Annotated in this window: 23 protein-coding genes; 13 read left to right on the top strand and 10 right to left on the bottom strand. The window is 67.0% G+C overall.

What is annotated here, in order from left to right; genetic code table 11:
* Window positions 1-171: 171 nt before the first annotated feature.
* Window positions 172-783 (top strand): malonic semialdehyde reductase, encoded by a 612-nt coding sequence (locus CA951_RS10425; protein WP_087556744.1) that lies wholly within the window; start codon window positions 172-174, stop codon window positions 781-783.
* Here the strand turns inward: CA951_RS10425 and CA951_RS10420 are convergent, their stop codons facing one another.
* Window positions 784-1,074: a hypothetical protein gene (locus CA951_RS10420; RefSeq protein WP_087556743.1), complete on the bottom strand. Its 291-nt coding sequence runs from the start codon at window positions 1,072-1,074 to the stop codon at window positions 784-786.
* A 225-nt stretch (window positions 1,075-1,299) separates the two neighbouring features.
* Here CA951_RS10420 and CA951_RS10415 point away from each other — a divergent pair, with 225 nt between their 5' ends.
* On the top strand, window positions 1,300-1,788 hold the full coding sequence (locus CA951_RS10415) for an SRPBCC family protein (RefSeq protein WP_218780484.1): 489 nt from the start codon (window positions 1,300-1,302) through the stop codon (window positions 1,786-1,788).
* A 51-nt stretch (window positions 1,789-1,839) separates the two neighbouring features.
* On the top strand, window positions 1,840-2,322 hold the full coding sequence (locus CA951_RS10410) for a carboxymuconolactone decarboxylase family protein (RefSeq protein ID WP_087556741.1): 483 nt from the start codon (window positions 1,840-1,842) through the stop codon (window positions 2,320-2,322).
* A gap of 12 nt (window positions 2,323-2,334) precedes the next feature.
* On the opposite strand, the gene CA951_RS10405 is transcribed toward CA951_RS10410, so the two are convergent.
* From CA951_RS10405 to CA951_RS10385, 5 genes are all read right to left on the bottom strand, one after another.
* A complete protein-coding gene (locus CA951_RS10405; protein ID WP_087556740.1) occupies window positions 2,335-3,228 on the bottom strand; it encodes a LysR substrate-binding domain-containing protein in 894 nt (297 codons plus the stop codon).
* Window positions 3,229-3,320: 92 nt separating this feature from the next.
* A complete protein-coding gene (locus tag CA951_RS10400) occupies window positions 3,321-4,592 on the bottom strand; it encodes a glucarate dehydratase family protein (RefSeq protein WP_087556739.1) in 1,272 nt (423 codons plus the stop codon).
* Complete coding sequence (locus CA951_RS10395; RefSeq protein ID WP_087556738.1) at window positions 4,592-5,527, bottom strand: 5-dehydro-4-deoxyglucarate dehydratase; 936 nt, start codon at window positions 5,525-5,527, stop codon at window positions 4,592-4,594. The genes CA951_RS10400 and CA951_RS10395 overlap by 1 nt, the downstream gene beginning before the upstream one ends.
* Before the next feature lie 25 nt (window positions 5,528-5,552).
* Window positions 5,553-7,148 carry an aldehyde dehydrogenase (NADP(+)) gene (locus CA951_RS10390; RefSeq protein ID WP_087556737.1) on the bottom strand — a complete coding sequence of 532 codons (1,596 nt, stop codon included), beginning with the start codon at window positions 7,146-7,148 and terminating at the stop codon, window positions 5,553-5,555.
* Window positions 7,149-7,197: 49 nt separating this feature from the next.
* On the bottom strand, window positions 7,198-8,559 hold the full coding sequence (locus CA951_RS10385) for an MFS transporter (RefSeq protein ID WP_087556736.1): 1,362 nt from the start codon (window positions 8,557-8,559) through the stop codon (window positions 7,198-7,200).
* A gap of 185 nt (window positions 8,560-8,744) precedes the next feature.
* Between CA951_RS10385 and CA951_RS10380 the strand changes: the two genes are divergently transcribed.
* Window positions 8,745-9,299 carry a GNAT family N-acetyltransferase gene (locus CA951_RS10380; protein ID WP_087556735.1) on the top strand — a complete coding sequence of 185 codons (555 nt, stop codon included), beginning with the start codon at window positions 8,745-8,747 and terminating at the stop codon, window positions 9,297-9,299.
* 16 nt (window positions 9,300-9,315) lie between these two features.
* Entirely contained in the window at window positions 9,316-10,140 is an 825-nt protein-coding gene (locus tag CA951_RS10375) for a class II glutamine amidotransferase (RefSeq protein ID WP_087556734.1), read from the top strand.
* An 18-nt stretch (window positions 10,141-10,158) separates the two neighbouring features.
* Here the strand turns inward: CA951_RS10375 and CA951_RS10370 are convergent, their stop codons facing one another.
* Window positions 10,159-11,499, bottom strand: a complete 1,341-nt coding sequence (locus CA951_RS10370) for an APC family permease (protein ID WP_256973458.1) — start codon at window positions 11,497-11,499, stop codon at window positions 10,159-10,161.
* A gap of 345 nt (window positions 11,500-11,844) precedes the next feature.
* On the opposite strand from CA951_RS10370, the gene CA951_RS10365 reads away from it, so the two are divergent.
* Genes CA951_RS10365 through CA951_RS10345 form a run of 5 tightly spaced genes read left to right on the top strand, consistent with a single transcriptional unit; the run spans window position 11,845 to window position 16,662 of the window.
* Complete coding sequence (locus CA951_RS10365; protein ID WP_087556732.1) at window positions 11,845-12,981, top strand: Xaa-Pro peptidase family protein; 1,137 nt, start codon at window positions 11,845-11,847, stop codon at window positions 12,979-12,981.
* Window positions 12,982-13,022: 41 nt separating this feature from the next.
* Window positions 13,023-14,477: an APC family permease gene (locus CA951_RS10360; protein WP_143543035.1), complete on the top strand. Its 1,455-nt coding sequence runs from the start codon at window positions 13,023-13,025 to the stop codon at window positions 14,475-14,477.
* A complete protein-coding gene (locus tag CA951_RS10355; RefSeq protein WP_087556731.1) occupies window positions 14,474-14,920 on the top strand; it encodes a hypothetical protein in 447 nt (148 codons plus the stop codon). Before CA951_RS10360 ends, CA951_RS10355 begins: the two co-directional genes overlap by 4 nt.
* A 3-nt stretch (window positions 14,921-14,923) precedes the next feature.
* Window positions 14,924-16,270 carry a dipeptidase gene (locus tag CA951_RS10350; protein WP_087556730.1) on the top strand — a complete coding sequence of 449 codons (1,347 nt, stop codon included), beginning with the start codon at window positions 14,924-14,926 and terminating at the stop codon, window positions 16,268-16,270.
* Complete coding sequence (locus CA951_RS10345; RefSeq protein ID WP_087556729.1) at window positions 16,267-16,662, top strand: hypothetical protein; 396 nt, start codon at window positions 16,267-16,269, stop codon at window positions 16,660-16,662. The genes CA951_RS10350 and CA951_RS10345 overlap by 4 nt, the downstream gene beginning before the upstream one ends.
* A gap of 36 nt (window positions 16,663-16,698) precedes the next feature.
* Here CA951_RS10345 and CA951_RS10340 read toward each other — a convergent pair whose 3' ends face one another.
* Window positions 16,699-20,019 (bottom strand): protein kinase, encoded by a 3,321-nt coding sequence (locus CA951_RS10340; protein WP_087556728.1) that lies wholly within the window; start codon window positions 20,017-20,019, stop codon window positions 16,699-16,701.
* Between the two features lie 236 nt (window positions 20,020-20,255).
* Here CA951_RS10340 and CA951_RS10335 point away from each other — a divergent pair, with 236 nt between their 5' ends.
* Window positions 20,256-20,825 (top strand): nuclear transport factor 2 family protein, encoded by a 570-nt coding sequence (locus CA951_RS10335; RefSeq protein WP_087556727.1) that lies wholly within the window; start codon window positions 20,256-20,258, stop codon window positions 20,823-20,825.
* 88 nt (window positions 20,826-20,913) lie between these two features.
* Here the strand turns inward: CA951_RS10335 and CA951_RS10330 are convergent, their stop codons facing one another.
* Window positions 20,914-22,485, bottom strand: a complete 1,572-nt coding sequence (locus CA951_RS10330; protein WP_306300845.1) for an NAD(P)/FAD-dependent oxidoreductase — start codon at window positions 22,483-22,485, stop codon at window positions 20,914-20,916.
* 295 nt (window positions 22,486-22,780) lie between these two features.
* Between CA951_RS10330 and CA951_RS10325 the strand changes: the two genes are divergently transcribed.
* Complete coding sequence (locus tag CA951_RS10325; RefSeq protein ID WP_087556725.1) at window positions 22,781-23,572, top strand: SDR family NAD(P)-dependent oxidoreductase; 792 nt, start codon at window positions 22,781-22,783, stop codon at window positions 23,570-23,572.
* Between the two features lie 3 nt (window positions 23,573-23,575).
* Here the strand turns inward: CA951_RS10325 and CA951_RS10320 are convergent, their stop codons facing one another.
* Window positions 23,576-24,586: an AraC family transcriptional regulator gene (locus CA951_RS10320; RefSeq protein WP_087556724.1), complete on the bottom strand. Its 1,011-nt coding sequence runs from the start codon at window positions 24,584-24,586 to the stop codon at window positions 23,576-23,578.
* Window positions 24,587-24,796: 210 nt separating this feature from the next.
* Between CA951_RS10320 and CA951_RS10315 the strand changes: the two genes are divergently transcribed.
* Window positions 24,797-25,771, top strand: coding sequence for a quinone oxidoreductase (locus CA951_RS10315; RefSeq protein ID WP_087556723.1), 975 nt, complete (start codon window positions 24,797-24,799; stop codon window positions 25,769-25,771).
* Window positions 25,772-25,784: the final 13 nt, after the last annotated feature.

The following is a 25,784-nucleotide window of genomic DNA, read 5'->3' as shown; positions in this document are numbered from 1 at the left end:
CGCTTGCCCAGGAACGTGAACGCCTTCGCGAGCGCGCCGTCGCACGCGCGCGGATCGTGCTGTTCGACGCCTGAGCTCATATTTCGACCTTAGCAAGGTGCTAGCATCCAACTGTCAACTAGTTTTTTACTAGTAACACTTTTGTTGCTAGTCGCGGAGAGGGAAGCAACCATGAGCTCAGACGTACAGACCCGACCGGAATTGGACGAGGCGGGTCGCGCGCTGCTGTTCAGCGAGGCACGCACGGCCAACAGTTTCGCGTCCACCCCGGTGACCGACGAGGAACTCGCCCAGATCTGGGACCTCGCGAAGTGGGCACCGACCGCGGCGAACACCCAGCCCCTGCGGGTCGTTTTCGCCCGGACCGACGAGGGTCGCGCGCGACTGCTGCCACACATGAGCGAGGGCAACAAGGCGAAGACCGAGTCGGCGCCCGCAGTCGCCATCCTGGCCGTCGACACCCAGTTCCACGACCACATTCCGGCGCTGCTGCCGTTCCGGCCGGAGTTGCGCGACGTCTTCGAAGGCGACGCGACGATGCGCGAGCGAACGGGCGATTTCAACGGTGCACTGCAGGCGGGCTACTTCATCCTCGCCGTCCGATCCCTCGGCCTGGCCGCAGGCCCGATGGCCGGCTTCGACGCCGCCGGAATCGACGCCGAGTTCTTCCCCGACGGCCGCTTCCGTTCCATTCTGGTCGTCAACATCGGGCACCCCGGGGAGAACCCGTGGTTCGATCGGCTCCCCCGCCTGGACCCGGCCGACACCGTGTCCTGGGTCTGACTACTCGTCGGAACTCTCACGACGATGCGTCCCGCGCCGACCGGATCGAGGGCTGGGATCGACGGTCACCTCGTCCGTGTCGGCGAAGACGAGACGCCCGTCGTCGAGCGCGATCGCCCATCGATGCGCCGGCGCCCACTCGTGCCCTGCGCCACCGGGCTCGGTGAGTGCCGCGTAGTCCTCGACGACCTCACCGGTCGCGTCGGCCTCGGCCTTCCTGCGGACCAGCACCCGCGTGCCGACGGTCAGCTCGGGACCGGGCTCCGACCTGTCATCGCTTGTGTCGCCCATCGTGCACCTCTTCGTTCGGCGAACCTGCTCAGGAGCATATGCACCTACGGCCGCCGGGGCGACCCGAGCAGCGCAATTCGGATGCAGGTGTTACTCACGCCTACAGGCACTTTGACTGCGAAATGCATGCGGATAGATGAATTCCGTGCCGCCGGGTAGTCAACATGGAGTGAACGGTCCTTCCGTATCCGTGGGAGGCCTGAGGCGACGAGGAGCGTGCCCACCGTGGACCAGGAGAATGTGAGCGCCACCCTGACCGTCGCCGTGCCCGCCGCCAGTGTGTTCGCGGTGCTGACCGACCCGAGTACCCATTCCGCGATCGACGGCACCGGCTGGGTGCAGGAAGCCGCCGACCGGGCGCCGCTGACCGAGGTGGGGCAGGTCTTCCGGATGGACATGTACCACCCCAACCATCCGAACGGGAACTACCGGGTGGCCAACCAGATCCTGGCACTCGACCCACCGCGCGCCATCGGCTGGCGCACCGGGGAGGAGAAGGACGACGGCCACCTGGAGTTCGGCGGCTGGAGCTGGCGCTACGACCTCGTGCCGCTCGGCCCGTCCGAAACCGCGATCACGCTCACCTACGACTGGTCGCCGGTGCCGCAGCGCATCCGGGAGTATCTCCACTTCCCTCCGTTCGGTCCCGAGCATCTCACCAACTCGCTCCGGCACCTGGCCGAGCTCGCGGCACCGAAGGCTCCCAAAACATAGAACACGTGTCAGATCTATCGCCCGCAACGGCTCCCGCTGTAGCATTCGGGGATGAGTCGAGTAGGTAGCTACAGTGACGATGACGTGGCAGGTTGGCTGTCGATCTCACCCGAACTGGGTGGTGCGCTCGGCGCCTTCACGGACGCGGTGTACAACCGGAACCGGTTACCGTTACGGGTGCGGGAGATCGCGCGGATGGCGGTTGCTGAGGCCAACGAGTGTGCCGTGTGCCTCGGCACCCGCGACAGCAGTGGCGCCGACGCGGGCATCGACGAACACTTCTACGATCACGTCCTCGAATGGGAGTCGTGGCCCGGGTACAGCGCGGAGGAGCGGACAGCAGCGGAGTTCGCGCACCGGTTCGCCACAGATCACACTGCGCTGCGCGAGGACGAGGACTTCTGGGCGCGGTGTCACGAGCATTTCACCGACGAGATCCTGACCGATCTGGCGTTGTCGTGCGCGTTGTGGCTGGGAACGGGCCGGGTGCTGCGGGTGCTCGACATCGGGCAGGCGTGCAAGCTCACGCTCTGAGCGTGCCGGTTCTCATTCCCATTCCCGCTGCGGCAGGACGTCCTCCATCAGCCTGCGCAACGCGGGGTTCCGGCTGTCCGAGCGCCAGGCGGCGTTCATCTGGACGGGCCGGTCGCGGATCGCGGAGACCGGCCGGAACACGACCCCTTCCGGGTGCATCGTCTGCGCGGATTCCGGGACGAGGGCCATTCCGAGCCCGGACCGGACGAGCACCAGCATGGTGTGCACCTGCGTGACGTACTGGACGTAGCGCGGGGAGGCACCGACGATCGTGAACGTGCTGATGAGCAGTTCGTGGAAATACCGCGCATCGACGGGCGAATACATGACGACGGGCTGGTCGTCGAAATCCTCCACCGCCAACTCGTCGGCGTCGGCGAGGGGGTGACCCGCGGGCAGCGCGGCGACGAGGCGTTCGTGGTGGATGGGCCGGGTGTCGATGCCGGGCCGGGTGAGGATGGGGCGGATCAGCCCGAGGTCCAGTTCACCACTGATCAGCGATTCGATCTGCACCGACGTGACCATCTCCCGCAGAACGATTTTCACGTCCGGAAGCCGGTCGCGTGCGGCCTCGAGCAACCTCGGCAGCACCGCGTGCGCGGACGCGCCGGTGAACCCGACCACGACGGTGCCGAGATCACCGGCGGGCACCCGGCGGACCGTCAGGGCGGCACTCTCCGAGAGACTCAGAATGCGCCGGGCGTCGGGCAGGAACGCCGCACCGGCGGCGGTGAGCGTGACGGATCGGCTGGTGCGGTCGATCAACTGCACCCCGAGTTCGCTTTCGAGTTGCTGGATCTGACGGCTCAGCGGCGGCTGCGTCATGTGCAGGCGCTCCGCGGCGCGACCGAAATGCAGTTCCTCCGCGACGGCGATGAAACACGACAGCCGTGCGAGGGAGAACATTCGATCCACTCCTTTGCCTCGAGGTGGAACTCAATGTAGCCCACGCGGAAGGCGCCGACCGCGTGGGCGGTCGGCGCCTTCCGGTGCCCCGGCTACCAGCGCGGGCAGGTGTTCTCGAACGTGGGATCCACCGACTTCATGTACCCCGTGTCGTCGCGGTCGCGCACGCCGCAGTCGAGGTACTGCTGGTGCAGCGCGGCGAGGGCGTCCTCGTCGATCTCGACACCGAGACCCGGCGTCGTCGGCACCGCGACCGCGCCGTCGACGAACTTCAGCACACCGGGCTTGACGACGTCCTCGGTCTTCCACGGCCAGTGCGTGTCACACGCGTACGTGAGGTTCGGGGTGGCGCCTGCGAGGTGCACCATCGCGGCCAGGCTGATGCCGAGATGCGAGTTCGAGTGCATCGACAGGCCCAGGCCGAAGTTGTCGCAGATCCCGGCGAGCAGCCGCGACCGCTGCAGGCCACCCCAGTAGTGGTGGTCCGACAACACGACCTGCACCGAATCCTTCAGCACCGCAGGCTTGAGCTGATCGAACGCGACGACGCACATGTTCGTGGCCAGCGGCATCTTCGCCTCACGCGCGACCTCGGCCATGCCGTCGAGACCGGGTGTGGGGTCCTCGAGGTATTCGACGATGCCGTCGAGTTCCGACGCCACCCGGATCGACGTGTCGACGGTCCACGCGGCGTTGGGGTCGAGGCGCAGCGGCAGGTCGGGGAACGCGGCCCGCAGCGCCTTGATGCCGGCGATCTCCTCGTCCGGGGAGAACACGCCGCCCTTGACCTTGACGGCCTCGAAGCCGTACTCGCCGATCATCTTCTGCGCCTGGCGAACCAGACCGTCGGGGTCGACGGCCTCGCCCCATTCGTCGTGCTCGGCGCCGGGATGCCCGGCCCACTTGTAGAACAGATAGGCACTGAACGGGACGGCGTCGCGCACCTTGCCGCCGAGAAGATCTGACACCGGCCTGCCGAGCGCCTTGCCCTGCACATCGAGGCACGCCACCTCGAACGGGGAGAACACGCGGTCGGTGGTGCTGGCCGTGGTGATCATGCCGGCGACACCGTCGCCGCCCGTGACGGTCAGCGTGGCGATCCTTTCGTCGATCGCCGCACGGATCGCGTTGAGCGCGAACACGTCCAGCCCGACGATCGCCTCGGCGGCCGCCTCGAGCCGGAGCAGGTGGGCCGTGTCGGCGTAGGTTTCACCGAGTCCGACGAGACCACCGTCCGTGTCGAGTTGGATGATCGCGCGCAGCGCGTAGGGCTGGTGCACGCCGACGGTGTTGAGGAGCGGCGGATCGACGAACGCGACGGGCGTGATCCGCGCGCCGGTGATCCGGATCGGTGCGGCAGTCATCAGACCGCCGCTTGCACGGCGAGAGCATCGGCGAGAACGGCCCGGCCGGCTGCGGTGATCCGAGTGAGCTCACGCACGTGCACCTCGCTCGTCGCGACGAGCGGCGGCCGCACGGGCCCGGCGTCGATACCCTCCATCGCGACACCCGACTTGATCAGCGACACGGCGTATCCGGGCACCTGGTCGCGCAGGCGCACCAGGGGGTGGAAGAAGTCGCGGAGCAGTGCGTCGGTGAGTTCCTGGTTGCCGGATTCGAGGGCGTCGTAGAAGCCGAGCGCGAGTTCCGGTGCGAAGGCGAACGTGGCGGACGAGTACAGCGTGACACCGATCGCGCGGTACGCCTGCTGCGTGACCTCGGCGGTCGGCATGCCGTTGAAGAACAGGAACGGCTTACCGGACGGGGCGAGCGCGTCCTTCACCGCACGGACGATGCGGCCCACCTTGTCGAGATCGCCGGTGCCGTCCTTGAAACCGATGACGGTCGGGAACTGCGCGACCTCCACGGCGGCCGCTTCGTCGAAGCGGGCGTTGCCGCGGTTGTACACGACGAGCGGCAGGTCGGTGGTGTCGGCGACCGCGCGGGTGTATTCCACCAGCCCGGCCTGCGGCATCGTCACCAGGTACGGCGGGAGCAGCAGGATGCCGTCGGCGCCGTTGACCTTCGCGCTGGCGGCGAACTCCTTGGCCTGCTGCACGGAGCCGCCTGCGCCGGCGAAGACGGGGACCCGTCCGGCGACGACCTCCGTCGCCTTGGCGACGATCCTGCCGAACTCCTCCAGCCCGAGGGCATGGAATTCGCCTGTGCCGCAGGCGATGAAGACGCCACCGGGGCCGGCGTCGACACCCTTGGCGACGTGCTCGGCGAGCCGGTCGTAGTCGACGTCGCCGGATGCTGTGAACGGGGTGACGGGGAAGAACAGGACGCCGTCGAGCATGGGGAACTCCTTCACGAGGGAAAAATCAGGCTTGAGTGAGTCGGCCGTCGATGCGACGCCACAACTGGTCGGGGTTGCCGTCGGCGATGGCGGCGGGGAGCAGCGAGCTCGGAACATCCTGATAGGCAACGGGTCGCAGGAAGCGTTCGATGGCAAGCGAACCCACGGACGTGGTGCGCGAGTCGGACGTCGCGGGGTGCGGACCACCGTGCACCATCGCGTGGCCGACCTCGACCCCGGTGGGCCAGCCGTTGAACAGGATTCGCCCGGCCTTGAGCTCGAGGACGGGCAGCAGGCGGCCCGCCTCGTCGAGATCGGCGTCGTCGACGTGGACGGTCGCGGTCAGCTGGCCTTCCAGCTTCGCCGCGACGGCGCGCACCTGCTCGGCGTCGCGGCAGCGGACGATCAGGCTGGACGAGCCGAACACCTCCTGCTGCAACACCTCCGAGCCCAGGAACGTGTCGGCGTCCGCGCTGAACAGCGCTGCCCGGCCGGTGTTGGGTGCGTCGGTTTCGGTGCCGCGGGCCTCCACGGTCGCGGCTCCGCTGAGCGCGGTGACGCCGTCGGCGTAGCAGCCGGCGATGTTCGGGGTGAGCATCGGGGTGGGCGTGCTCTCGGCGACCGCGGCGCGCGCGGACTCGACGAACGAGGTGAGTCCGGGACCGTCGACCGCGATGACGAGACCGGGGTTGGTGCAGAACTGTCCGGATCCGAGGGTCAGCGACCCGACGAAGGCGCGACCGAGTTCGGCGCCGCGGGTGGTGAGCGCGTTCTCGAGGAGGAACACCGGGTTGATCGAACTCATCTCCGCGTACACCGGGATCGGTTCCGGGCGGCTCGCGGCGGCTGCCACCAGAGCGGTTCCGCCGGAACGAGATCCGGTGAAGCCGACGGCCTTGATGCGCGGATCCGTCACCAGCGCGGTGCCGAGCCCGCGGCCCGAGCCGAACAGCAGGGAGAACGTTCCCGCAGGCATGCCGGTGCTCGCGACGGCATCGGCGATGGCGCGGCCGACGAGTTCGGACGTGCCGGGGTGCGCGTCGTGGGCCTTCACGACGACAGGGCAGCCCGCCGCCAGTGCCGACGCGGTGTCGCCGCCGGCGACGGAGAACGCGAGGGGGAAGTTGCTGGCACCGAACACCGCGACCGGTCCGAGCGGGACCTTCCGCTGGCGGATGTCGGCACGCGGCAACGGGGTGCGGTCGGGCAGCGCGGGATCGATGCGGGCACCGTTCCAGCCGCCGTCGCGCAGGACGCCGGCGAACAGCCGCAGCTGTCCGGAGGTGCGTCCCACCTCGCCGGTGACGCGGCCCTGGGGAAGTCCGGATTCGGCGCACACCCGGGCGATCAGCGTCTCGCCGAGCGCCTCGATGTTGTCGGCGATCGTCTCGAGGAACCGGGCGCGCTCCTCCGACGTCGTGGCGCGGTACGGCGCGAACGCCTCGGCGGCGGCGGCGCAGGCGGCGTCGACGTCCCGGTCGTCACCGTGCGCGAAGCCGGGCTCGAGCTGGTGGCCGGTGGCGGGGTCGATGCCGTGGATGGTCGTGCCGGAACCCTGCACGGGGTTGCCCGCGATGATCATCTGTCCGGTCACGTCGGTCCGGTTCACCGTTGCTGTCATGATGCGATCCTCGAATTCTCGTCTGCGTTTCGTATGGTCCGGTGACGGGTCATCTGGTGGCCAGGGTGGTGTCCTCGGACGCCAACTCGGCGACGTCCGCGACTTCGTCGATGTCGTCCTTGTCGCGCCGGAAGTACGTCACCGCCGCGGCGGCGGCCAGGGCGAAGAGCGACAGCACGATCAGGCCCATCGTCACCGTGCCGGTCTGCTCCTTGATGACACCGAAGCCGAACGGGGCCACGAAGCCACCCAGGTTGCCGAGCGAGTTGATGATCGCGATCGCCGGTGCCAGCACCATCGGGTGGAGCGTGCGCTGCGGAATGGACCAGAACAGCGGGCTCGCGCTCTTGAAGCCCATCGTCGCCAGGCACAGCAGCGGCAGTGCCAGCCAAGGGGTGACGAACGCGGCGGCCATCGTGCCGATACCGCCGATGAGCAGCGCGGCGACGAGGTAGGGCTTGTGCCGTCCGGTGCGGTCGGCGGAGCGGTTGGAGAAGTACATCGCGAAGACCGCGCAGATCCACGGGAGCGAGGACAGCAGCCCGACGGTGACGTCGGTGGTGCCCGGGATGCGGCGGATGATCGACGGCAGCCAGAACGTGTTGGCGTAGATCGCCATGGTGATCGCGAAGAAGATGCCGCAGCACACCAGGATGCGCGGCTGCAGGAGCAGCTTCCAGCGCGAACCCGACTCGCCACGCTTCGCGGACGCCTCGCTGCGCAGCACGTCCTCCTCGGCGATGACGGCCTGCAGGTCGTGCTTCTCCGCGCCGGTGAGCCACTTCGCGTCGTCGATCTTCGAGTCGAGCAGGCGGTATGCGACGCACCCGACGACCACGGACAGCAGGCCCTCGAGGGCGAACATCCACTGCCAGCCGTGGTGCCCACCGAGTCCGTCGAGGGACAGCAGCGGTCCGGACATCGGGCCGGAGATGGCGGCCGCGATCGACGAACCGGCGATGAACAGGGCGGTGGCCCGGCTGCGGTGGTTGTTCGGCAGCCAGCGGGTGAAGTAGAAGATGATGGCCGGGAAGAAGCCGGCCTCGGCGACACCGAGCAGGAACCGCAGGGCGTAGAACATCTCGGGGCCGTTGACGAACGCCATGGCCGCGGACACGAGGCCCCACGAGATCATGATCCGGGTGAGCCACACCTTGGCGCCGAACTTCTCCATGAGCACGTTCGACGGCAGTTCGAAGATCGCGTACGCGATGAAGAAGACACCCGCTCCGAACCCGTACGCCGCGGCGCCGATGCCCACATCCGCTTCGAGGTGGGTCTGCGCGTAGCCGATATTCGATCGGTTGAGCTGGTTGCAGATCAACATCACGATGAACAGCGGCACGACACGGCGGAAGATCTTGGAGACCGCGCTGTCGACTGCCGGCGAGACGGCGAGGGGGAGGGTCACCGGTGACTCCTCTCTCTGAATCGGGTGGGTGACGAAGTTGGGGGACCCGGATCACGCCCCGATGCGCAAGCGTGACCTGAGTCATAGGAATCACGCTAGAGGGACGGTCGATTCATGTCCAAGTCAAAAATTCTCGCTATCGATACCGAAGTTGCATCGACTCGGGTGGTGCTAGTTTCCGTACCGTGAGCGCCGACGCAGTCACCTTCGAGTTCGTCCACACCACCCGCGAATTCTTCCCTCAGCTGCAACGATGGCTCCGCGAACCGCACGTCGCGCGGTTCTGGAACCACGAGACCGCGGACGCGGACATCGAGCGCGATTTCGGCGGCAGTATCGACGGAACCGAACCCTGCGAGGACTTCCTCGTGCTGCGAGGCGGCGTGCCGTTCGGCTTCATCCAGCGGTACCGGATCGCCGACTATCCCGAGGACCTCGCACTCCTCACCGCCCTCGTCGAGATCCCCGCGGGCAGCATCTCCATCGACTACTTCGTCGGCGACCCCGGGCGGATCGGCCAGGGTCTGGGAACCGCGATGATCCGGGCGTTCGTGGCCAAGTGCCGCGCCGATCTGCCGGACGCCACCGCGATCGTCGTCCCCGTGGTCGTCCCCAACCGAGCGTCGTGGCGGGCGCTGGAGAAGGCCGGCTTCCGACGCGTCGGCGAGGGTTACCTCCCACCCGACAATCCGGTCGATGACGGAAGCCACTACATCAGCCGACTCGACCTGCTTGAATGAGAAGATGTGCAGGTGGATGGCATACTCCGGCGATCCGGTCCTCGTCGAGGACCTCCTGTTCAGGCCGGTCCATTCCCTGATCGACCAGAGCTTGCACTCCCGCATGGGTGCGACCACCACGAACGGTGACGGGTTCGGCATCGGCTGGTACGGGGACGGCCCCACCCCGGCCCTGTTCAAGTGCGTCGAACCCGCGTGGAACGAACGCAACCTGCAGGAGATCTCCCGCCAGATCCGGACGCCGCTGCTGTTCGCGCATGTGCGGGCCGCGACGGGAACCCCGGTGCAGCGCAGCAACTGTCACCCCTTCCGGCACGGCAACTGGCTGTGGATGCACAACGGTGCACTGCGCGGATTCGCCGAGATGAAGCGCGATCTGACCTTGGCCGTCGACCCGAGCCTCTACCCGCAGATCGACGGATCGACCGATTCCGAGACGCTGTTCTTCCTGGCACTGACGTTCGGTCTCACCGACGACCCGTTCAGCGCCGTCGCCCGCGCCGTCGGGTTCGTGGAGGACGTCGGCGCCCGGCACGGGGTCGAGAACCCGGTGCAGGCGACGATCGCGACCACCGACGGCGTCTCCCTCTGGGTGTTCCGGTACTCGACCGAACAGCAGTCGCGGTCGCTGTTCTTCTCCACCGCGATGGACAAGGTTCGCGCCCTGCACCCGGAGGTCGAGGTGCTGCACCGGTTGGGCGACGAAACCCGGTTCGTGGCCTCCGAACCGCTGCGCGACCTCGAGGGCCTCTGGCAGGAGGTGCCCGAGTCCCATGCCGCGGTCATCCGCCCCGGCGACGACGAGATCCGGCCGTTTCTGCCCGTCCCACCCGGCCGCTGAGTCTGCGTCCCACACTCCTCACTGCGTGCGGGACGCCCGGCGAGCGCGCACTGCGCTCCAGAACATCTCAAGCGCTACCGCGAGCACCACGATCCCGATCATCGCCACGAACGTCTCCGGGGCGGTCAGCAGCGTCTGCACGGCGAAGACGACGAGAACGACGACGGTCAACACGATTCCGGCGACGAGGATGCCTGCGCGGGAATCCGTTTCGTGACGGAGCCGGTACGCCGCGATCGAAGTCACGAGAAAGATTGCGAGCGCCACGGCGCTGCCGAGGGAGGCGATGGCGGTGAGATCCACCAAATTCGCCAGCAGCAGGATCAGCGCGACCGAGATGGTCAACCCGCGTGTGCCTCCGACCCATGCTCGACTACCGAACACCGGTGGAAAGGTTCCGGATTCGGCGAGTTTGGCGGTGGAGCCGGCCGCTGCGTAGACGTTGGCGTTGACCGAGGAGGAGGTGGCCAGCAGCGCCGCGAGGGCCATGATCGCGAAACCGGCGTCACCGAGAGCAGGTTGGGCCGCCACGGCGAGGGCCGTATCGCCGTTGTCGATGACCTCCTGCACGGTCAGGGTTCCGAAGACTCCGAGGGAGATCAGCACGTACAGGAGGATCGTGACACCCAAGGCCAGATACATCGCGCGAGGCAGGTTGCGGCTCGGGTCGGGAAGGTCGCCGCCGGTGAAACTGATGACGGTGAAGCCCAGGTAGGCGAAGAAGGTCAGCGCCACGCTGCCGACGATATCCACCGTCGGCGGGTAGGTGGACGGTGCCAGCAGGCTCGGGTCGAGTTGAGCGAGAGTGACGACGACGAAGACGGCGAACACCGCGAGGAGGATCACCACGATCGCGGTCTGGACGCGGTCGATGAACTTGGTGCCTGCGATGTTGATCGCCGCCACGAGAACGACCACGGCGGACGTGAGTATTCGGCTCCACACGCCGGAATCTTCGAAGAACAATGCGGCGCCGTAACTCCCGAACGAGACGGCGACCATGGCGGTGACGATGAGCGCCGCGAAGTAGAGCAGCCATGAGGTGATCGCGGTGATGTGCCCGCGGCCGTACCCCTGCAGCAGGAATGTCACGATGCCGCCCGAGGACGGGTAGCGCGCCCCCAACTTCGCGATGGCGTAACCCTGCAAGGTGGCCACCACTCCGGCCAGCAGGAACGAGAGCCACACCGCGGAGCCGGCCACGGCCCCGGCTTCCCCGAGGAGGGCGAAGATGCCGGCTCCGACCATCGAGCCGACACCGAGGAACGCGGCGCCGCGCACCGTCATGGCCTGGGGGCCCGCGGGGCCACCCTGGCCGGCGTCACGTCCGCCGACGGGTTCACGGGCCATGTCGTCCATGTCTTTCATGGTGCAACCGCCACATCTGCGATGGGCCGAGATCGGTCCTATCAGTCCATTTTCCAACAGAACCGCGCCGATATCGCCCTCGTTACCGAATCGGAAATCGCATTTCATCAGAATTTTGCTGCGGTCTCGGTCCGGGCAGGCGCACAATTCGATTTGGCGGGTCTTTACGCGCCCCGTAGGAGGTGGACCGTGGCGATGCGGTGCCGATCGAGCGGAGTGCCCTGAGCAACCGTCGTCATGTGGTCGTGGACGTGGCGAGTTCGTAATGCGAATTCGGTTTCTTTGCCTTGAATTTCGGGTGGCTGTCGAAGATCTCCTCATTCACCGGAGGGCTCGATGACATCGATCGTGCATCCGACGCCCACGCCGTTCACCGGCGACGACTACGCCGCCCGGATGATGCGGGTCGTTCACGACGCCGTCGCCGCGGGCCTGGACGGCATCCTCGTCACCCCGGGACCGGATCTGGTGTGGCTGACGGCGTACCGGCCGACCGCGATCACCGAACGACTCACGATGCTGGTGCTGCGACCGGACCGGCAGCCGACCATGGTAGTGCCTGCGCTCGAACGACCCGATGCCGAAGGCGCCGACGGTACGGCCGCGGTGTCGCTCGTCGAGTGGTCCGACGGCACGGATCCGTACCAGGTGGCCGGCGCACTGCTCGACCCCACGGGTAGATACGGCGTCTCCGACTCCGCCTGGGCGATGCACCTGCTGGGCCTGCAACGACAGCTGCCGCGCTCGTCGTATGTGGCGCTGACCGACGGGATGCCTATGTTGCGTGCCGTCAAGGACGCCGCCGAACTGGCTCGGCTGACCGCGGCCGGCGCCGCCGCCGATGCGGTCTACGAGCAGATCGTGCAGACACGTTTCGCCGACCGGCGAGAAAACGAGGTCGCAGCAGAACTTGCCGGATTGTTGCGCCGATTCGGGCACGAGCAGGTCGATTTCACCGTCGTCGGGTCCGGGCCCAACGGCGCCAATCCGCACCACGAGGCCGGTGACCGGACGATCGAACGCGGTGACACCGTCGTCCTGGACTTCGGTGGCCTGATGTTCGGCTACGGCTCGGACACGTCCCGCACGGTCGCGGTGGGCGAGCCGACACCCGAAGTGCGGCAGGTGCACGACATCGTCCGGCAGGCACAGCAAGCGGCAGTCGAAGCCGTCCGACCCGGGATCAGCTGTCAGCAGATCGACCGGGTGGCGCGGTCGGTGATCAGCGACGCCGGCTACGGCGAGCAGTTCATTCATCGCACCGGACACGGAATCGGGGTCACCACCCACGAACCGCCGTACATCGTCGAGGGCGAGGAACAGCTTCTCGTCCCCGGCATGTGCTTCTCGATAGAACCGGGCATCTACCTCGCAGGCAGGTTCGGAATCCGCATCGAAGACATCGTCACCGTCACCGAAGACGGCGGACGCCGCCTGAACAACACCAGCCACGACCTGCGGGTCGTCGACTAGGAGGGCAGTGGGATGACACGCAGCAGCGACAGGTGGATGTCATGAGCGCACCGGACATACCCGCCGACCAGCCGCCTGCCCAGGCCGAGGCCCGCACCCGCGGCCCGGCGGGGAACTGGATTTCCTGGCTGGCCCTGGCGTTGATGACCACCAGTTCGGTGGCGAGCCTTCGCCCGTCGCCGACGATGGCCGTGTACGGCCTGGCGTGCGTGTTCCTGTATCTCATCCCCGCGCTGGTGTTCCTGCTACCGACATCGCTGGTGTCGGCCGAGCTGGCATCGGGATGGGAAGGCGGCGTCTACAACTGGGTCTCCCTCGGAATCTCCAAGCCGATGGGATTCCTGGCGGTATGGTGCCAGTTCGCCATGACGATCTTCTACTATCCGAGTCTGCTCGGATACGTCGCAAGCACGCTCGCCTACGTCATCAACCCGGCCCTCGCGAACAACGGGGTGTGGACCGCGATAGTCATCATGGTGACCTACTGGTCCGGGGTCTACATCTCCTCGCGGGGAACGAAGGGTGTGGCAGGTCTTTCCAGCGCCGGCCTGATCATCGGCACCCTGGTTCCCGGTGTACTGCTGGTGATTCTGGGAACGGTCTTTCTCGGCCAGGGTAATGCCTCCGCCGCGCCGATGACCGCCGACCACCTGCTGCCTGCGTGGGCAGGTCTGGCCAGCCTCGTGTTGATCGTCAACAACTTCCTCTCCTACTCCGGCATGGAGATGAATGCGGTGCACGTGTCGTCCCTGCGGAATCCCGCCAAGGAATTCCCGAAGGCGATGTTCCTGGCCATGGGCCTGGTCCTGGCGATCTTCATCCTGCCCGCGTTGGCGATCAGCTGGGTGGTCCCGGCCGAACAGCTGTCCCTCACCGCCGGGGTGATGCAGGCATTCGACGCGGTTTTCGCGGAATTCGGCTGGCAATGGCTCACACCGGTGATCGGAATCATGCTGGTGACGGCGTCGCTCGGTGGCATGTTGACCTGGCTCGCCGGCCCGTCGAAGGGCTTGGTGCTCATCTCCCGGCAGGAAGGCTATCTGCCGCCGTTCCTGCAGCGGGTCAACAAGCACGGCGTGCAGCAGAACATTCTGGTCACCCAGGGCCTGGTCACCACCGTGATCGCCCTGCTCTACGCGTTCATCCCCGACGTATCGAGCGCGTACTGGATCTTCTCGGTGATCACCACGCAGGTGTACCTGATCATGTACCTGCTGATGTTCGTCGCCGCGGTTCAGCTGCGCCGCAAGGCCCCCGACCACCCGCGCGGATACCGGGCACCGATGCTGGCCGGATTATGCGGGGTCGGGTTCGCCGCCTCACTCGCCGCGCTCCTCATCGGCTTCATCCCGCCGTCGCAATTCAGCTCCGGCAACGCCGGCGTATACGTCCTCATCGTCGGCGCGGGCGCACTCGGCCTCGGCCTCCTCGTGCCCTACCTGTTCTACCGGGCCCGGAAGCCCTCGTGGAAGCAACCCGAGGAGAGCGAGTCATGACCACCGCGAAGGAATCCTCGAGCCGGCGCGACCGCATGATCATCTACGGTCTCGTCACCTTCATCATCGTGGTCCTCACGATCATCGCCCTGCTCCTCTTCCCCTACGTCTCGTCGAACCGGGAAGCCGACGACAAGGCAGATCAGCTCATCGCGGCCCTCGACCAGGCCGGCGCCCGCACACCCTCGCACGACCAGATCGTCGGGGTGCTCGGGGACGACGGCGGCGCGATCTGCGCCAACCCGAACGCACCCCTCGCCAGGGCCACGCTGCTGTCTCAGATGGCCAACGGGTCCGGCGGACCGGGCACCCGGCCAGTCATCGTGGACGAGCGGGTGGTCCAGGGAGAACTGTTGATCATCCAGATCTACTGCCCCGAGAACCTCGCCGAATTCCAGCAGTTCGTCGGCGACCTCGCGACCAGCGACGTGGCAGGTGAGTGAGCGATGAACCTGAGAGAACGCATCAGCGACCTGATGCCGCAGGCGCGAGAAGAACTGACCCAACTCGTCGCCATGCAGTCGGTGGCCGACCCCCGCCGGTACCCTCCCGAGGAATGCCACCGTGCGGCGGAATGGGTGCGGGCGAAATTCGCGCAGCACGGCTTCACCGACGCCAGTCTGGCAGAGACGTCGGACGAAAGCCTCGCCGTGGTCGGGTCACGACCCTCCCCGAATCCGCACGCCCCCACCGTGCTGCTCTACGCCCACTACGACGTCCAACCCCCGCTCGACGACACCGCCTGGGAAACACCACCATTCCAGCTCACCGAGCGGAACGGACGCTGGTACGGACGCGGCACCGCCGACTGCAAAGGCAACATCCTCGTCCACCTGACGGCGCTGCGAGCCCTCGGCGCCGAACTCCCCGTGCACCTCAAACTCGTCGTCGAGGGATCGGAGGAACAGGGCACCGGCGGTCTGGAGAACTTCGTCCGCGAACACGCCGATCTCCTGCGCGCCGACGCGATTCTCGTGTGCGACACCGGTAACGCCGATGTAGGCGTGCCGGCCGCGACCATCAGCCTGCGCGGGATGGTCACCGTCGTCGTCACCGTCGAAGCACTGACGTCCGATCTGCACTCCGGCATGTTCGGCGGCGCCGCCCCGGATGCCCTGGCCGCGTTGATCGCGATGCTGGCAACGCTGCGAGACGCCAAGGGCAACACCACCGTCAAAGGTCTGGACAACACCCAGACCTGGACCGGAGAACTCTACCCACCGGAACAGTTCCGCACCGACGCCGGCATGCTCGACACCGAAACGTTTCTCGGCGACGGCACCGTCTCCGACATGCTGTGGGCGCGTCCGGCGCTGACCGTCCTCGGCATCGACTGCCCACCGGTGGTCGGATCGGCGGCCGCGATCGCACCGCGGGCACGCGCCCGCCTGAATCTGCGGATACCACCCGGACTCGAACTTGCGCAGGCACAGCGAGCACTGATCGACCATCTGCACTCCGCAGCGCCGTGGGGGGTGGCCGTCGACGTCGCGGTCGAGGCCTCGGGGGCGCCGTACCGGACCCGCACCGACGGACCTGCCTACCGGGCCCTCGGTGCGGCCATGGAGGAGGCCTACGGCCGGCCCATGGTGATGCTGGGTCAGGGCGGCTCCATTCCGTTGTGCAACGTTCTCGCCGACACGTACCCCGAGGCCGAGATCATCTTGATGGGCGTCGAGGAACCCCGGGCGCTGATCCATGCCCCCAACGAAAGTGTCGACCCCTCGGAAATCGCGGCGATGTCGCTGGTCGAAGCCCGGTTCCTTCAGAACTACGCGAGCACCCGCTCATGACGCCCGCAGCGGGTCCGGCCCGCACCTCACCGCAACTGGGCGCAGCGGTTCTCCTCGTCACCGTCGGTGTGCTCGAGATTCTGCAGGGTCTGTCTGCCGTGTCCAAGGACGAGGTGTTCGTCGTCGAGGCCGGTTACACGTACGAATTCGACGTCACCTCGTGGGGGTGGACCCACATCGTGCTCGGGGCGCTGGTCGCCGCGGCGGGTGTCGCGCTGCTCGCCGGGGCGACGTGGGCCCGGGGCGCGGCGTTCGTGATCTGCGGGCTGTCGATCGTCGTCAACTTCCTGTGGCTGCCGTACTACCCGATGTGGGCGATCACCCTCATCGCGCTCGACGCGGTCGTGATCTGGGCGGTGGCGGCCTGGCATCCCACACAAGAGGGCGTCTGACACTTCCGGCACGGCCGCCGCGTTCCTACGACCGGTTCAGGTGTGCCGTCCGTGTGTCTGCTCCACGACCCACGCGGCGATCTGTGCCCGCGACGTGAACCCGAGCTTGGTGAGAATATTCTCCACGTGACCTTGAGCGGTGCGCTGCGAGATCACGAGTTTGGCGGCGATAGCCCTGTTGGTCAGGCCCTCGGCGACGAGGTCCGAGACCTGCCGTTCGCGCTTGGTCAGGATTGTCGCGGGACCGGCATCGGGCCCCGCCGCGTTCGGGGGTGCTTCACCGAGTGCGAACGCAATCGCGTTGTCGAACCCCAGGGCCGTGCCCTTCATGTAGGCGGCCTCGAATGCTCGCTCACCGAGCGCACCGCGTGCCACCCTCTCGCAATTCTCGTGGTGGACGAGCAGGTTGGGAAACCCGACCGCGGCACTGCCCACTGCACGCCCCAGGTCGGCGGCAGATCCCATCAGGACTGCGGCGCGGTGTGCGTTGTGCTCGTTCCCAGCGATCCATGCCAGCACCTCGAGGCACGTGGCGGCATTGACAGGGTTGTCCACCAGTCGGGTCAGCCGAAGACTCTGTTCGAGCAGCGCGGTCGCCCGACCGAGATCACCCTGCCGAAACACTGCAACTCCCAGGGACCACAGCGAGTACGACCGGTACACCGACTCTCCATGGGCTTCCGTTAGCGCGAGCACCTCTTCATAGCAAGTGATGGCGCGAGGCGTTTCCTCATGCAACCCGTAAGCCAACCCCAGCGTTTCCAGGACCCCGACCTGCCGAAGGAGGTCGCCACGGATCCGGAACTCCTCGAGGGCACCCTCGAGATGTGAGCACGCATGTCGTAGGTCGCCGCTGAAGAGGGACAGGGCACCGGCGGCGTGGGCGATCAGCGCGCCGGTCAGCGGGTCGTCGATCTGCTCGGCCAGAGCGCGCGCCTGCTCGACCAGGGCGGTGCCGGCCGGGAGGTCACCTTGCACCTCGGCGAGGACGCTGTCGGCGAACAGGGCTTCGACTCGTACCGCGGTCGGTTGCCCGGGCCGACGGGCCAGAAAGCCGTCGAGCCAGCGGCGTCCCTCACTGAGCACGCCGCGGGAGAGCCAGAACGGGAACAAGGCTGCGGCGATCCGCAGACCGGCCTCGGTCTCGGCGTCGTCCGACTCGGACAGGCAGTACTCCATCGCCTCACGCAGATTCGGTTGCTCCCTCGCGAGGCGTGCGATCCACTCCAATTGCCGTGAACTGATCCACTGGGCCTCCGCATCCAACACCAATTGCTGATACCAGTCCCTGTGCCGTCTCCGCAGTGACCGGTGCTCGCCGGTCTGCCTGCTCCTCTCGCGGCCGTAGTCGCGCAGGGTCTCGAGCACGCGGAGCCGCACCACCGTGCCCTGCTCCTCCCGGATCAGGATCGACTTGTCGACCAGTGAGGCCACCGCATCGAGCAGCTTGCCCGGACCCAGGTCCTCGCCGCAGATGCCTTCTGCTGCATCCAGTTCGAAACTTCCCGCGAACACCGACAACCTTGCCCACACTTGTTGTTCGAGGGGTGTACAGAGATCGTGGCTCCAGTCGACGCACAACCGCAAGGTCTGTTGCCGGGACGGCGCAGCACGGTTACCGAGGGTCAGCAGCGTGTACCGGTCGGTCAGTCGTTGCAGAATCTGCTCGGCGGACATCGCTCGCAACCGCGCCGCCGCCAACTCGATCGGCAGTGGGAGACCGTCCAGCCGATGACAGATCCCGGTGACCGCAGCCTGGTTGCCCTCGTTCAGCTCGAATCCCGGCACCGAGGCGGCGGCGCGTTGCGCGAACAACGTCACCGCGTCGTACCGGGGCAGCCCGGCGAGTGACGGCCGGCGGTCCGGGTCGGGCACTGCCAGTGGGGTAACCCGCAGCACCGCTTCCCCTCCGATACCGAGAGGTTCGCGGCTCGTGGCGAGGATCCGCAGGTCGGGGCACGCACGTAGCAGCGTCTCGGCGAGGAGGGCGGCCGCGTCCACCACCTGTTCGCAGTTGTCGAGGACGAGCAGCAACCGCCGGGTGGCGAGGAAGTCGACCAGTAAATCCTGCACCGTTCGTGCCGACTGATCCCGTACCCCCAAGACCGCGGCCACCACATCCTCCAGCAACGCGCCGTCCCGCAGGTTCCCCAACTCGACCAGCCACACGCCGTCGGCGAACCCGCGACGCACGTCCGCGGCCACCCGCAGTCCCAGACGGGTCTTCCCGACACCCCCGACCCCGGTCAACGTCACGAGACGGGACTCGGTAAGCAGGCGCTTCGTCGCGGTCAGTTCGCTGCGGCGACCGACGAAACTGGTCAACTCCAACGGCAGAGTCCCCTTCGAGCCCGGCGTTCCGTGGCCTGCCCGGGGTAGAGGCCTGCCGGATGCCGGACCGGAGATGGGCGAGGGCGCGCTCACCGGACCCTTTTTGTGCCGTGTGGCTTCCGTTTCGGGGTGCAGGGCCATCTCTTCGACGGGGAATCCGTTGCGGTGCTGAGCCTGTCGCAGTTCGTTTCCGAACTCCGCGGCGGTGGCGGGGCGTTCGTGCGGATCGACGGACATGGCCCGTTCGACCGCTGCGCACACGTCCTCGGGGATGCCGTAATCACGGAGGTCCGGGATCGGCCTGGTGGTGATCCGCAGGAATTGCGCCATCACCTGCTCGCCGTCGTGGCGTTCGAACGCGGCGTGAGCGGTGACGGCGCAGAACAACGTCGCGGCGAGACTGTAGACGTCCGAGGCGGGGCTCGCAGGCTCGCCTCTCAGTACCTCGGGGGCGGTGAACGCGGGCGACCCGGTGACAGTGCCGGTGGCCGTCTTGAATCCACCCGCGACGTGGGCGATGCCGAAGTCGGCGAGCGCCGGTTCGCCGTAGTCGGTGAGCAGGATGTTCGCCGGCTTCACGTCTCGATGGAGAATGCCGAGCCGGTGCGCGGTCTCCAGCGCCCCGGCCATCTTGACGCCGAGTCGAAGGGCTTCGCCCAAACCAACCGGTCCGATGCGTCGGATTCGCGCGTCCAACGAATCCTGGGCGTGGTACTGCATCACGATGTAGGGGTGACCGCTGTCGGTGGTACCGACATGCAGGACGCCCACGATGTTCGGGTGCCCGGTCAGACGGCCCATCACCCGCTGCTCGCGGAAGAAGCGTGCCTGGTTCTCCTCGTCCAGGTCCGCGGTGAGGACTTTGACCGCGACGGTGCGATCCAGTGCACTCTGCGCACAGCGATAGACAACGCCGAACCCGCCCCGTCCGATTTCGTGGGCGTCCTCGAAACCAGCCGCACCCAACTCCGCCATGACGGTGTGGGACACGCCACGCTGCGTCTCGAGCGGATCTTCCTCCACCATCCGGACACCTCTCGATGATGTGCCCTCAGGATATCGCTGTTCGTGGTCGGTCCGGGAGTCGGCTCGGTGCGAAGACCGCTTCCTCCCAATGACAGGGAACATACCGTTGACCTGGTGTGACGCCAATTCTAGTGTCGGTATTCCCACTCAGTTGATCGGACTGAATGGTTCCCACACGCGCTGGGTGCCGATGATACCCAGCCGCGTCTCCGCACCCGCGAAACGGAGCTTGCACAATGACAACTTCCCGCCCCGTCGAGACCGCCGCTGCGCAGTCACAACCGCAGCCGCCATCAGAGACCGACACGCTAAGGTGGAGCAAGGACGAAATCGAGCAGGCCGTGCTCGATTTCGTCGAGGATTCCACGACGACATGGGTTTCCGGCGATATCGAAGCCTGGGCCAACTGGTACACCGACGACGCCGTCTTCCGCGATCTCGGGTTCGGCTACGACGGAGAAGAGGAACTCCGCGGCCGGGAGGCGATCTTCCAGTACTACAGGAAGGTTCGTGACGGCTTCCCCGGCGGGCAGGTGCAGTACTACCCGTGCCCGTGGTACATGATCGACGAGGAACGCGCCCTGGTCGTGCTGGAATGGCGCTGCCGAATGACCGATCCCGGTGACGGTTCCATCCATGAGGAGCCGTGCTACTCACGGCTCACCTACGGCGGAAACCGGCAATGGTCCTTCGAGGAGGACATCTACAACCCGGTCCGCATGGGCGCCATGATCGAGCGCTGGCTCGAGGTGTACAGCAAGTACCACCCTGGCGCTCTCCCCACCCACTCCCCCGTCACGGCCTGAGGCACGGCGAGAACATTCGATGGACACGCCGTCAGCGATCCATCGGATGTTCTCGCCTTGGGTTGACGGCTCACATCCGACCGCCGCCTCACCCTTCGATGACGTCGAACCCCTTGTAACCCGCCGCCGCGACCTCGGCGATGATCTGGCCGTATACCCCGAAGCCACCGACGAAGGGCATGAAGACCCGCGGCTTTCCGGGTATGTTCGCGCCCACGTGCCACGAATTCGCGTGCAGCATCAGGGTGGCCGCCGCGCGCTGAGCGCACTCCTCGACCCAGTCGGCAACCGCATCTCGACGCGCCTCGAGCGCCACGGCGCCGTGTTCGTCGAGGTATCCGATGGCGTCGGCCACCCAGTTCACGTGTAGCTCCGAATGCAGCACCATATTCGCAAGTACCGACGGGCTGCCGGGTCCGGTCAGGTTGAACAGATTCGGAAAGCCCGCGATGCCCAGCCCCAGGTAGGTCTTGGGACCTTCGGCCCACTCCTGGTTCAACGTTCGGCCTCCGCGACCGACGATGTTCATCTTCTCCACAGACCCGGTCATCGCGTCGAATCCGGTGGCGAGCACGAGGGCGTCGAGCGCGTAGTGTTGGTCAGCAGTGTGCACGCCCGCCGCGTCGATCCGCTCGATCGGCGCCGCCCGAAGATCCACCAGCTTCACGTTTTCGCGGTTGAAGGTTTGGAAGTAGTTGTCGTCGGTGCAGATCCGCTTCGTTCCGATCGGATGATCCTTCGGGATCAGGAGGTCCGCCACTTCGGGGTCGTCGATCACCACCCGGACCTTGTCCTCCCAGAACAGGCGTGCAGTGTCGTTGGCCTCGATGGTGAGCAACTGATCCGGGAACGTCTTGCTGAACAGCACGCCACCGAGCTGCCAACGCTTCTCGTACGCGGCCCGCAGTTCTTCCTCGGACACCTCGAGCGCCGACTTCGGGTGCGATTGATGAGGCGAGCCACCGCCCCCGGCCATCGACAGCCGCCGACGCTCCGCGTAATTCGCCTTCTGTTCCGCACGATCCTCGTCGCCGAGTGGAACGTTACCGGCCGGCACACTGTAGTTGGGGGTGCGCTGGAACACGTGCAGCTGCGCCGCCTGCTCGGCGATGCGGGGAATCGTTTGGATTCCAGAGGACCCCGTTCCGATCACGCCGACGCACATGTCCGTGAAGTCGACGCCCTCGTGAGGCCAGTGCGCGGTGTGGTAGAGCCCGCCCGCAAAGCTGTCCAAACCCTCGATCGCCGGGACGTTCGCATTCGACAGCGGACCGACCGCGAGTACGCAGAACCGAGAGGACAGCACATCGCCTGCGTCGGTCCGGATTTCCCAACGCATCGTGGCTTCGTCGAGGACGACATCGGTGACCCGGGTGCCGAATTTGATATCGCGTCGCAAATCGAACCGGTCCGCGACATGATTCACGTAGCGCAGGATCTCCGGCTGGGTGGCGTACTTCTCGCTCCAGTCCCACTCGAGCTGCAGGTCCTCGTCGAAGGAATAGGAATAGTCGACACTCTCGACATCGCAGCGCGCACCCGGATAACGGTTCCAGTACCACACCCCGCCCACACCGTCGCCGGCCTCGAACACCTGCACCGTCAGGCCTTCGCTCCGAAGCTTGTGCAACGCATACAGTCCGGCGAAGCCTGCACCCACGACGACAACATCTACGTTCGTGGGCAGATTGACTGCGGTCGGTGTTTTCGCGGCGTTCAAAATGGATGCCTTTCGCTGGAGATCAATCCTCACCAGCGACGCTAAGGGCACGGACGGCCCACAATGAGCTCCCCTCCCGCTGACCGGCACACCATGCCCGCCGACACCGACTCCCAGCCGTCTCCCTCTGGGCGGGAAACGGACCAGCCTGCCCGGGTTCGGTTGTGGTTCGGTTTGGCCCACACCGAGCCGACGGCTCCCCACCCATCCGGTGACTTCAACAGGAAGCGACGAAATGAATCGACTGGAAGACAGCAGAGTCCTGGTGACCGGCGCTGCATCGGGACTTGGACAGGCCACCGCGTTGCGCCTGCTGGACGAAGGCGCCTCGGTAGTGGCCGCCGATCTCTGCCCGGAAGGGCTCGAGAAGACCCAAGCCCTGGCCCGGGAGTCGGGATCCGACAAACGGCTGACCACACTGGAAATGAACATCGGCGACGAGCCGTCGGTGGTCGACGGCGTCCGGTCCGCGGTCGACACCCTCGGCGGATTGGATGCACTGGTCAACGCGGCCGGCATTCTCCGCGCCTCGCACACCCACCACACCAGCGTGGATCTGTGGAACCAGATCATCGGGGTCAACCTCACCGGAACGTTCTTGGTTGTCCGCGAAGCACTCCACGCACTGCTGGACAACCCGCGCAGCACGATCGTGAACTTCAGCTCGACGTCCGCCTCGTTCGCAGTTCCGTACGTGGCGGCCTACGCCGCCAGTAAGGGCGGCATCCAGTCCTTCACCCACTCCCTCGCACTGGAGTACGGGCGCGAAGGCCTGCGCGCTGTGTGCGTCGCCCCCGGCGGCATCAAGTCCGGAATCACCGATGCGACACCCGGGTATGTTCCATCGGACGCCGATTGGACGCTGTTCGCCAAACTATCTCCCGTGCTGCCCACCGACAGCGACTCGGGCGTGGCCGGGATGGGTGATCCGTCCGCGGTCGCGGGCATCATCGCCATGCTCGTATCCGAGGATGGCGCCTTCATCACCGGAACCGAGATCCGCATCGACGGCGGCGCGCACGCATAACACCTAAGGTTTGACGTCCGCCCGCTCGGCCCGCCACTGGCTGGGGCTGACGCCGAACCGGCCGCGGAACCACCGAGAGAAGTTGCTCGGCGCCGAGAACGCCAGCATGTCCGCGATCTCGGTGAGGTTCAGCCGCGGGTTCGCGACCATCCGTTCGGCGAGTTCGGTGCGGGTGGCGTCGAGGACGGTGGAGAACGACTCCCCGCTCTCGGCGAGACGCCGGTGCACGGTTCTGCGGTCGACGCCCAGGCTGCGGGCCACCTGCTCGACGGAGCAGCGGCCGGTGGGCAGCAGAAGTTCGATCAACTCGCGGACCCGGCTCACGATCGTCACGTCGTCCGACGGCTCCCACGACTCCAGTAGTTGCTGGGTGTAGGGGCGGAGCAGCGGATCGGACATCTTGTTCGGCGCGTTCAGGTCGCCGGCCTCGAGGACGATGCCCGCGAACTCGTGGTCGAAGTTCATCGCGGGCCCGAACAGCCGGCGGTGCGTCGCGGCGTCGGCCGGGGCCGGGTGCGGGAAGCAGACGGCGAGCGGTTTCCAGCCGCCGCCGAGGAAGCCCCGCAACAGCCGGTGCAGCACCCCGACCGCCAGTTCCACCGACTGCCGGACGTCGGTGGCCTCTCCCACGTCGAGTTCGATTCGCAGGGTCACCAGCCCGCCACGCTCCGACATCCGGGTCCGCAACGCTTCGTTGTAGGTGTGCTCGTAGCGGGTGAGGACGCGCAGGGCGCTGCGGACGTCGGGTTCCTCGCGGACGACGAGGCTGAGCGGTCCGAGGTTGGAGAACTGCCTGCGTTCGGCGAGGCGAACCCCGAAATCCGCGTATCCGGATCCGTCGGCCGACTGCTCGAGCAGCCGCGCGATCGCCGCGGCAGGGATCCAGCGGTCCTGCAGGCCGAGCCCGGACGGGTCGAGGCCGGCGGCGCGCAGCAGCGGTGCCGGCTCGAGTCCGAGCGACCGGCACAGTTCCACGTACCCGTTCAGCGACGCGTAGCGCGCGAGAGGTTTCACGACCCCTCCCTGCCCTGTCCCGACTCCTGGCCGTGTCCCGAAATGATAGGCCTCCTGTCCCGTCAGGATAAGCATACGACCGCATGCGGCCCTACTGTTAGGTGCATCACAAAGAGACGACGCAGCGGCTCCGGATCACCCCGACCGCCCGACCGCGAGCAGTTCTGCAGCGGTACCGCGCCGATCATCACGCACAAGAGGAGAATTACTGTGGCACAGGCTGTTCGGTTCTACGAGCACGGCGCACCCGAGGTCATGCAGTGGGAGTCCGTCGAGGTCGGAGAACCCGGCCCGCACGGAGTGCGGATCCGCCACGAGGCGGTCGGCCTGAACTTCGCCGACACCTACTTCCGCACCGGCCTCTACCCGGCCGAGTTGCCCGCCGGCATGGGCGTCGAGGGCGCCGGTGTGATCGAGGCCGTCGGCACCGGAGTGACCCACGTGCAGGTCGGCGACCGCGTCACCTACACGGGCAGCCCGCTCGGCGCCTACAGCACCGAACGCGTGATGCCCGCCGCCCCGCTCATTGCGCTGCCGTCCGCGATCGGCTTCGACACGGCCGCCGCGATGACGATGCGCGGGCTCACGTCGGCCTACCTGCTGCGCCGCATCGCCCCGCTGAAGGCCGGCGACACCGTGCTGCTCCACGCCGCCGCCGGTGGCGTCGGACTCATCTTCACCCAGTGGGCGAAGCTGCTGGGCGTCAACGTGATCGGCACGGTCTCCACCGACGAGAAGGCCGCGATCGCCCGCGCCCACGGCTGCGAGCACGTCATCGTCTACACCCGTGAGAACGTCGCCGAACGGGTCCGCGAGATCACCGGCGGCGCCGGCGTTCCCGTCGTCTACGACAGCATCGGCCAGTCCACGTTCGAGACTTCCCTCGACTGCCTCTCCCGGCGGGGACTGCTCGTGTGCTTCGGCACGGCGTCCGGGCCGATTCCGCCGATCAACGCGATGCAGTTGGCCGTCAAGGGCTCGCTGTTCGTCACCCGGCCCGCGCTCGCCGACTACATCGCCGACCCGGCGGAACGCGCCGAACTCGCCGGTGAACTGTTCGGCCACGTCGAGGCAGGCCGGATCCGCATCGAGATCAACCAGAGCTACGGACTCGAGGACGCCGTCCAGGCGCACCGCGACCTCGAATCCGGCACCAGCATCGGCTCCTCGGTGTTCCGGCTCTGAGCCGCGCCACCCC

This window comes from Rhodococcus sp. NCIMB 12038, assembly GCF_002165735.1.
Taxonomy (GTDB): Bacteria; Actinomycetota; Actinomycetes; order Mycobacteriales; family Mycobacteriaceae; genus Rhodococcus_F.
Note: the sequence above shows the minus strand (reverse complement) of the source record. Positions and strands in the feature narration are given on the sequence as shown.